Below are 9275 nucleotides of genomic sequence, written 5' to 3' on the forward strand. Positions count from 1 at the left end.
TCCCAGTTCCCGCAAAAAACTGGTCAATTTTTAGTAATCTCGCTCTTCTGGACTGGTTATAGCAAATTAGCTCTCCTGATTCTACCGCAATTTTAACAGCGATCGAGTTATACTAAATCTTATTTAACAAGAACGTAGGTTGGGCTTCGGCCGTGAGCTTTTGCCGAACGGTTGAAGCATGAAACCCAACGCTCTCCCGATTCTACCGCACTCCGAGTTTTTTCTTGGGGATAATCTCCTAACTTCTGACTATCCACTGCCGATTACCGCAAAGGATAGCCATTTATTCTATCAGATTGAGAAGATATTAAATATGATAACACTTGTGATTATGTTTTTCACTGCCTTGCTGGCAGTTACGGATTTTACTTACCAAGTTTTGATTCATTTTCCCATACAAATCATCAATTTTTTGGGGTCGTTGTTGTCCTATGGAGTAATCGGACTGATAATTTTTGTCCTAGTGTGGATTGTGGGTGACTGATTTCTCGGTAGAAAAAAATGAGAGAATCAGCCTTAGCCAATTCTCCCGAATTTAAGCCAACTTTTAGTTTTTACTGTTCACTAGCCACTGCTTGGGGTTGTCCTTGCGGTTGGAATTGGAACAGGGAATAAACCACGTTACGACGGATATCAATCATCATTTCTAAAAACATCTCGTAGCCTTCCTGTTTATACTCAATCAGAGGGTCTTTTTGACCGTAACCGCGTAAACCAATCGACTCGCGTAAAGCTTCCATAGCTTGCAGGTGTTCGCGCCATAACATATCGATTTGTTGCAGGATAAAATAACGTTCGGCATCGCGCATTAAACCGGCGCGAATATTATCCACTTGACGTTCTTTAATTTCGTAGGCTTTGCGAACTTCTTCGTGTAGGAACATCTTGATATCATTAACACTCATATCCTCGACATCTTTAGCGGTAATATCTGCCAACAGATAGACGAATTCCTGAGATTTACTAATCAGTTTTTCCAAATCCCATTCTTCCGCCGGCAGTTCGGGATTAACATAAGCCATGACGATTTCATCCATGGTTTTTTCGGCGTATTGCAGCACCTGTTCTTTTAGGTCCATCCCCTCCAAAACCCGACGACGTTCGGCATAAATAGCGCGTCGTTGATTATTCATCACCTCGTCGTATTCAAACACCTGTTTCCTGGCATCATAATAGAAGGTTTCCACTTTTCTTTGCGCTCCTTCCAAGGAACGAGTTAACATTCCCGACTCAATGGGCATATCTTCTTCCACCCGGAAGGCATCCATTAAACCGGCCACGCGGTCGCCCCCAAAAATCCGCAATAAATTGTCTTCTAGGCTTAAAAAGAAGCGTGTAGAACCGGGGTCGCCCTGTCTGCCCGCCCGGCCTCGCAATTGGTTGTCAATACGGCGGGATTCGTGGCGTTCCGTCCCGATAACGTGCAGTCCGCCTCTTTCTACTACTTCATCGTGTTCTTTACCCGTGTAATCTTCATAGGTTTTGCGAATTAATTTATAGACTTCACGTAACTTTTGAATAACTTGGTCATCCGTGGGGGCTTTTTCGGCTGCGATGGCGATTTTTTCTTCTACTTCTAATTCGAGTAAACTTTGAGTTCCGTGGGTATCAACGGCAAATTTAACCGCTTCTTTCAGGGCATTTTCTACCTCTTTCGGTAACTCGGTGGGAAAAATTTCCGCCGAGGCACGCCAGTTTTTTTTCTTCTTACCCGGGGCGAATCCTTGCGGGCGATTGCGTTCTCCTAAACTGGGTAAACTAAAGGCCAGATTGTCATCCTCGGGCATAACTAATTTGGGCATTAAATACTCGCGAATTTTCAATCGGGCCATATAATCGGAGTTACCACCGAGGATGATATCGGTTCCCCGTCCCGCCATGTTTGTGGCAATAGTTACGGCTCCGGCCCGGCCTGCTTGGGCGACGATTTCCGATTCCCTTTCCACGTTTTCCGGACGAGCATTAAGCAAGTTATGGGGAATCTTTCTTTCCTGTAATAATAGCGAAAGCACTTCTGATTTTTCCACACTGGTAGTACCGACTAAAACCGGGCGACCCTGTTCGTGCATTTGTTGACATTCTTCGGCGACGGCGTTCCATTTTGCCTGTTCATTTTTATAGACCACATCGGCTAAATCTTGCCGACGAGAAACGCGATTAGTGGGAATAATTGTTACTTGCAGGTTATAGACTTTTTCTAGTTCCGTTTCTTCGGTTTTGGCCGTCCCGGTCATGCCAGATAATTTCGGATAGAGTAGGAAAAAGTTTTGATAGGTAATCGTGGCTAAGGTTTGGGTTTCCTGTTGAATTTCTACCCCTTCCTTAGCCTCCACTGCCTGATGTAAACCATCGCCCCAACGTCGCCCCGGTAATACTCGTCCCGTGAACTCATCAACGATAACAATTTCACCACTGCGGACGATATAGTTAACGTCTTTTTTCTGGAGTTCTTTGGCACGAATAGCGTTAGAAATATAGTGCGCCCAGGGATTTTCTTGGTCGTATAAATCAGTAACTTCTAATAGTTCTTCCGCTCTTTTAAAGCCTTCATCGGTCATTAAAACGTTACGGTCTTTTTCGTTAACTTCGTAGTCTCCCGGTCCGTCTTCTACTTCTTGGCGCACTAATTGTTTGGCGATTTCGGCGGCGAGAATATATTTTTCTGTGGGTCGATCAATCGCTCCTGATATAATTAATGGGGTTCTCGCTTCATCAATAAGAATGGAGTCCACTTCGTCGATAACGCAGTAGTTAAAGGGTCTTTGGACAACTTCCCCCATCACTGTAGCCATGTTATCGCGCAGATAATCAAAGCCGAGTTCGCTGTTAGTGGTGTAGGTGATGTCACAGGCATAATTTTTCTTTCTTTCTTCCGGACTCATGCCGGATTGAATTAGTCCCACACTTAACCCTAAAAAGCGGTGTACCTGCCCCATCCATTCCGCGTCACGACGGGCGAGATAATCGTTAACGGTGACGACGTGAACCCCTTTTCCGGTCAATCCATTCAAATAAGCGGGGAGTGTGGCAACTAGGGTTTTTCCTTCCCCGGTTTTCATCTCGGCGATTTGTCCTTTGTGGAGTACCATTCCCCCCAATAACTGCACGTCAAAGTGACGCATCCCTAAGACTCGGATTCCCGCTTCCCGGACAATGGCGAAAGCTTCGGGGAGGATTTCCTCGAGAATCTCCTCTCTTTCGTCATAATTTCTTGCTTTGTCCAATCTTTCCTTAAATTCGCTGGTTTTGCTCCTTAATTCCTCATCGGACAGGTTTTTAATGTCTTCTTCCAGCAGGTTGATTTCGGTGACGAGGGGCTGAAATTTTTTAATTTTGCGGGCGTTAGGGTCTCCGAGTAGGGCTTTTAACATAGCAGTTTTTATTCTCTCGCTTCGATTGGCTCTTGATCTGTGGTGTTAACAATTGTATCACTCTCGTTGGGAGTAGAGAGTCATTTATCGGTGAAAAGGGACTCTTGCCAGTGGGCAAAAATTAAGTTAGAGATGGTATCTTAGAGAAAAGAATATGCTCATCTACTTTGATTCCCTAAAACCTTAAAAAACTTAGTATTGCCGACAAAGGAGGGTGAAACCATGACAGAAAGCCTTACCATGGCAGCCCTCTACGGGAAACTCTCAAAAATCGGACTTAAAAAAAATTATGTCCGAAAAAATGGCTTGCCCAGTTGGTGGGATGATGAACTCAATGATAAACCCGTTGCGGTCCTAGAAGGGGCAGGTTATATCGCCAAAAACCTCAATCTTGACCTCTCATCCTTATTAACCCCTCAAGAAAAGGTCAAATTTAATCGACCTCCCCATACTAAATTTAAACAGCACAATAGCCAGAATAACCAACATCCCCATCTAGCACAAGCTTTAGCGAGTCGTTTTGCTGAGTTAATTTCCTTGGGGGTTGAAGTTAATTATACCCCTTTATCTAAGGATGCTAAAACCATCAGGAAAGACATCTTAAGTCACTGGCCAAAGGTTGACTTGACCTCTCTTTTAGACTATTGTTGGTCTCAGGGAATAGCGGTGGGATACTTTGATCATTTTCCTAACAAAACTAAGAAATTTGCTGGATTAATTCAATGGCATTCCACTTGTCCTGTAATTATTCTTAGTTCAAAATATCAACAGTCGGCAAGACTCGCTTTTGACTTAGCGCACGAGTTAGGACATTTAGCATTAGCACATCTAAAAGATGGGGTATTAGTTGATGAAGAGATTAAATTTGATAATGATAGCGAAGAAAAAGAAGCTAATCAATTTGCCACTAAATTACTCCTAGGTGATTATGATAACTGCCTTGGGGATGGGAAATTCCCAAATACTGAAAAATTCAGTAAATATGTTCAAGAACATTTTATCTCTCATCATCCGGATATTGACATAGGTGCAATTATTCTGAACTATGGATGGCATAACAACTACTTTGCTTTACCCATGGCTACTTTAAAAGTATTAGAACCCAACCCAAATGGCAATAAGATTATTAATGAATATTTGGCCAATCAGTTAGACTGGGATAAATTTGATGACGAAACCTACGAGTATCTAGAAAAGGTGTTAGGAGTTTAACCTTGATAGGTTCTGTTTATTGTTTGGATAATGACATTATCCTAAAATTGTCCACCTATAGCTTATTTGAGAAAACCCTCAATACCTTTGGAGTTGAAATTAATCAAGTTAAAATTCTTGAGACATTTAAATATAAATTTAAAAGGGAACCGCAACAAAAAAGGAAGAGAAACCCTGTTAAATATAACCTAGAGGATGCTTTATTTGTGGTTGAAGCCTGCGATAAAATATCAATCAATAATATCAATCAAGAGTATTTTATTCAATTACAGAAAATCGAAGGAATAGATATAGGTGAGGCTATTCTCATCAGTTATGTTAGCTACTTGAATAAACAAAATAATTTAAGCTATTTACTCACGGGAGATAAACGCTGCTTGAAAAATTTAAATGTTCCTGAAACTAATCAGATTACTGGCTATCTTCAAGGTAAAATATGGTGTTTAGAACAATTAATTTTAAAAGACATTGAAATTTATGGATTTCAGTGTATTCAAGAGAAAATTTATCCCGTTTGCGATTGTGACACTAATCTTAAATTTATATTCGGTTATAGCAGAGAATCAGCGGAGCAGGAAGTCAGAGAAGCGTTAAAAACTGAAATTAGGGAATTAAGAAAAGAAACGGGAAACTTACTTTATCCCTACCCTCCAGGATAGCAAAATTAGCTAAAATGAAACGATAGCCGATAATCTCATCCCAACAACTTCACCAAAATATTAACAAGGATGGATAGTATTAACTAAAGATGTAAACATTGGTAGAAATATTTTAAAAGTTCAACAGATAGCTCGTTATCAGGCTCAAGTATTTGTTCTAGTTTCTGGTAATACTAAATCTGGTTATTAAAAACTGATTATTTATTCTCCCTTTTGCCTTTTGCCTCTCCCAATATGTAGCCTATACTCAACGGATTTAGTGTTAATCTTCTCTCACCGGTGGCTTAACTAAAGGGGAAACCACCATATTTATGGATAATTATATCTATAGTTTCCATAATTGCGATCGATTCGCCTAAAATGGAGATAATTTGTTGATAATGTTCTAGGTCATCGTAGCTAAGGTGGCGACCTTTGCGGTCTTTTAGCCACTTCTGACACACTTGATAACCGCCGATATAAAAGTTCCAAATTTGAGGCGGAATCCCCGCAAAATACTGGTCAGAATTAATCGAAATTTGTTGTTTATTTTCGTCATATTTCACCTGTTCTACTAGATTAGAACCCGCCACGGGATAGCTACTAATTTCTTTTCCCGTTGCTTTCATTAGGTGTAAATGTACTAATCTGTCACCTTTTTTGACTAATTCCCAGAATAATTCTTGATTACTGGTTAGGGGAACACGAGGAAAGTCTATTTTTAAAAATTCGGCGTAACGTTGGCGATATTGGGGAGAGTGAAAGACAGCATAGATATAGTTAAAAATGTCTTCTGGTCCAAAGGTTTTCTTTTTGTCTCCTTTGCCATCACTGATAAATTCTAAGTCAAGTTTTGCCGAAAGTTCGTTAATAAATTCTGGCGCTAGATTGGGACGGCGACCATTTGGCGAGTTGGTTGCTTCTGTTTCAAATAAGGTTGGGGTATTGGTTGGGTAAAGATAAAGGGGAAAAATATTAACTCCACCTCTTCTAAAAATATTAGTATCAATGGCATTCTCAAAAACAGTAATCAAGGCCCATTCAGGATCATTAACCGCAATTCCTTGGCGACCTATACCTATACCAATGTTATTCTTATTCATCGTATGCTGAATTATTTCATGCCTCAACCGATTTACTAAAGCATCATGATGATAATAAGGTCTAATATCAAGAGGTCTATATAAACATTGAGTGAAATAAGATTGCCAATTAGATTCAGATGTAAAAGATTTTCTCTTTTGATTTAAATTCCAATCTAAACTGTCTTCCAACTTATATTTATTTTTTATTTCTGAATCATTTATAAGTGTATTTCTAAAGTCATTGATTCGCTCGATTAATTTAGATTTATCAAAATCATAGACAAAGTGATCTCTATGGGTTTTGATGCCAGAACCCTTTGTCAACATGATTGTATCAAGTTCCCAATATTTTTGATATTCATCAGATGAGACTTTGCTCTGAGGATTAAATAGGTAAAAATCTGATTTGGGATTTATAATTTCCCATTCAGTTGAACTAATATCATTTTCATCTAACCAATAATACTTACCTCCAACTAACTCCTTATGCTCTTTCACCTCTCTAACCCCCCACAAATCAGCATGATAAACCTTGGCTAAATCTTGCTGACTATCTTGATACTTAATAAAAAACGCAATCGCTACCCCTTGCTGAATATCAAACACATTTTGATCTGGTGAACCGTCGGGACAAACTTCTTTTTTCTTACTATTCCCATGCAAATCTAAAACATAAATCTCATCAAAAGTCTGCATCAAATTTTGACGCATTCCCCGAAAAGTGGGGTTATCCAAATAACCATGATTTGTAATTAACGCCACAACTCCATAACCAGTTTCCGCTACCCGATACTGAGCAAAGCGAATAAACTTCACATAATCATCTAATAAACCTTTAGGGTTTCTCTCTCCCAATGGTTTTCCATCTAATTGATAATAATCCTTAACTAAATTCACAATCCAAGGGTCAGTATTCATCGACTGATAGGAATAGGGAGGATTGCCTAAAATAACCATGACTGGCATTTCTTGCTTAACATCTTTTGCCGCAGCTGCTTCATCGCGAATGCGATTTAAAAACCCATCAGCAGGGGGAATTTGAAAAGCTTCCTGTAGGGTGTTAGTGAGATAGATTCCCAAGCGTTCATCGGCACTAAAATCATAGCCTAATTCCTGAAGTTGTAAACCTAATTTCATGTGTGCTACGGTGTAGGGAGCCATCAGTAATTCAAACCCAAAGAGACGGGGTAATAAATGTTTACTGACATAACTAGACCACATCCCTTTCTGTTGACGAAAACTATCATAGATATGGTCAATAACAGAGTGTAAAAAAGTGCCAGTTCCCACAGCAGGATCGAGGATTAAAACTTGGTGAACTTCCTGAGTTTCTTGGCTATTATTAGGATTTTTAATCGTAATTTTTTTGGCATCGGCCAAACCTTTAGGAATCTGAAACTTATTTTTTAGAATATAGTCCACACTGCGAACCATGTAAGAAACCACGGGTTCAGGGGTATAATAAACCCCCCTAGACTCACGCATTTTACTATCGTATTCTGCTAAAAAAGTCTCATAAAAGTGAACCACAGGATCCTGCTTGCGCGTGCGTTTTCCAAAGCTGCTAAGAATCCCCTCCATGTCCGTTTGTTGTAAAATAGTCGCTAGAGTATCCACGGCCCAAGTAATCCGCTCATCTAATTCTGTACCAGCAATTTGATGAAAAATTCCCCGCAAAAAAGGGTTAGTTTTTGGGAGTCGAAATGCTGCCGTTTCCCTGGAAAAAGAACTTATTTGATCCGTATTACAGCGTGCTGCGAATAAACCATAACAGATTGTTTGTGCATACATATCCGCAAACTGCGCTTCATTGAGATCACTAATTAAAACTCGTTGAAAAGATTGCAATTGTTGCCGCAACATTCCCCCGCAATCTTGATCTTTTAAAGCTTGGCCGATTGCATCTCGAATTAACTGCGCTAAAGCGGCCATTTTTTTGGCTAATTCTCGCGGTGTTGTGATCTGAATAACTTTTGAAAGGAAAAATTGACAGAACAATTGTTCTACTTGTAAAATACCCTGGGAATCAGGTTTAATTTGCTTTTTTTGATTAAGACTTGCCACGGCAGCTGATAGACGCAATTCTCCCGATACATACCAACGAAATTCTAAATGATCGGTGATAATTAAATTACCCAAAGCCTGTAAATAACGTTTTATTTGGGGAGTATTTTCAATCTTTTTGAGAGAAGTTCCGATATCTTTTGCTTCCAGATGGCCAATTTCTACCATACCCTGATTAATCACAAAATCCGGAGCGCCACAAGCAATCCTTTTGGGTTCATTGAGAGCTTGTAGGTTATTATTTAGGGATTCAATTAATTTTTTTAAAGCAGGACGATAACTGTGTTCTGTGGCGTTACCCTGTTGATAAATGCCTGTGATTTCCTCTAGATATTTTGGCAGTGAGTTACTCATTATCGTTGCGACATACAAACGTTCTTCTCTAGATAAAATATAACCTCATTTGCCCCCAATGTCCACTGCCCTCATCCTGCTTTATCCCTATCCTCAAGGATACCAAAATTAGCTAGAATGAAATAATAGGCGATAATCTCATCTCAACAACTTCACTGAAATATTAACGATGGTCAAAGCATCATCTCCCTTATCTCTAGAGCATCTCTATCATGTTCCCACCTACACTATAGCCGATACTGCGCGCTATCTCCATATTCCTTTACCCACTCTGAGAACGTGGGTACGAGGACGCACCTACCCGACAAAAAAAGGACAAAAAGAGTTTTTACCCCTCATTCAACGACCTAATCCGAATATTCCGCAACTTTCCTTTACGGTTCTTCGGTTTGTCTTATGCAACGGACAGGATTATAAGAGATGAAACCCTTATAGAGAAAGATATTTGGCGATTTTTGTCAATTGTTTTTGATCTAGAGCGAACTAATCAATTAAATCTCTTGCCAGATAAGGATTTAGTCGATTTATGCCCCCCTATCGAACCATACCAA

General features: G+C 39.9%; 5 protein-coding genes and 1 pseudogene. 3 read left to right on the forward strand and 3 right to left on the reverse strand.

The window, feature by feature from the left end; genetic code table 11:
* Positions 1–119: 119 nt before the first annotated feature.
* Positions 120–257 carry a hypothetical protein gene (locus IM450_RS17530; RefSeq protein WP_284526030.1) on the reverse strand — a complete coding sequence of 46 codons (138 nt, stop codon included), beginning with the start codon at positions 255–257 and terminating at the stop codon, positions 120–122.
* A gap of 297 nt (positions 258–554) precedes the next feature.
* Positions 555–3371 carry a preprotein translocase subunit SecA gene (gene secA, locus IM450_RS17535; protein WP_287665992.1) on the reverse strand — a complete coding sequence of 939 codons (2817 nt, stop codon included), beginning with the start codon at positions 3369–3371 and terminating at the stop codon, positions 555–557.
* A 222-nt stretch (positions 3372–3593) separates the two neighbouring features.
* Between secA and IM450_RS17540 the strand changes: the two genes are divergently transcribed.
* Both IM450_RS17540 and IM450_RS17545 read left to right on the forward strand, forming a co-directional pair.
* Positions 3594–4583, forward strand: a complete 990-nt coding sequence (locus IM450_RS17540) for an ImmA/IrrE family metallo-endopeptidase (RefSeq protein ID WP_287665995.1) — start codon at positions 3594–3596, stop codon at positions 4581–4583.
* 2 nt (positions 4584–4585) lie between these two features.
* Positions 4586–5242 (forward strand): hypothetical protein, encoded by a 657-nt coding sequence (locus tag IM450_RS17545; protein ID WP_287709518.1) that lies wholly within the window; start codon positions 4586–4588, stop codon positions 5240–5242.
* 284 nt (positions 5243–5526) lie between these two features.
* Here the strand turns inward: IM450_RS17545 and IM450_RS17550 are convergent, their stop codons facing one another.
* Positions 5527–8724: a type ISP restriction/modification enzyme gene (locus IM450_RS17550; RefSeq protein WP_287666001.1), complete on the reverse strand. Its 3198-nt coding sequence runs from the start codon at positions 8722–8724 to the stop codon at positions 5527–5529.
* 169 nt (positions 8725–8893) lie between these two features.
* Between IM450_RS17550 and IM450_RS17555 the strand changes: the two are divergent.
* Positions 8894–9109, forward strand: a pseudogene (locus IM450_RS17555) (hypothetical protein); the annotation flags it as partial.
* Positions 9110–9275: the final 166 nt, after the last annotated feature.

The organism is Microcystis sp. M083S1 (assembly GCF_020246405.1).
GTDB classification, from domain to species: domain Bacteria; phylum Cyanobacteriota; class Cyanobacteriia; order Cyanobacteriales; family Microcystaceae; genus Microcystis; species Microcystis aeruginosa_C.

Bases quoted from the DNA above. Each gene is read 5' to 3' on its own strand.
- secA (WP_287665992.1), bottom strand. From the start codon at position 3,371: ATGTTAAAAGCCCTACTCGGAGACCCTAACGCCCGCAAAATTAAAAAA.
- IM450_RS17540 (WP_287665995.1), top strand. From the start codon at position 3,594: ATGACAGAAAGCCTTACCATGGCAGCCCTCTACGGGAAACTCTCAAAA.
- IM450_RS17550 (WP_287666001.1), bottom strand. From the start codon at position 8,724: ATGAGTAACTCACTGCCAAAATATCTAGAGGAAATCACAGGCATTTAT.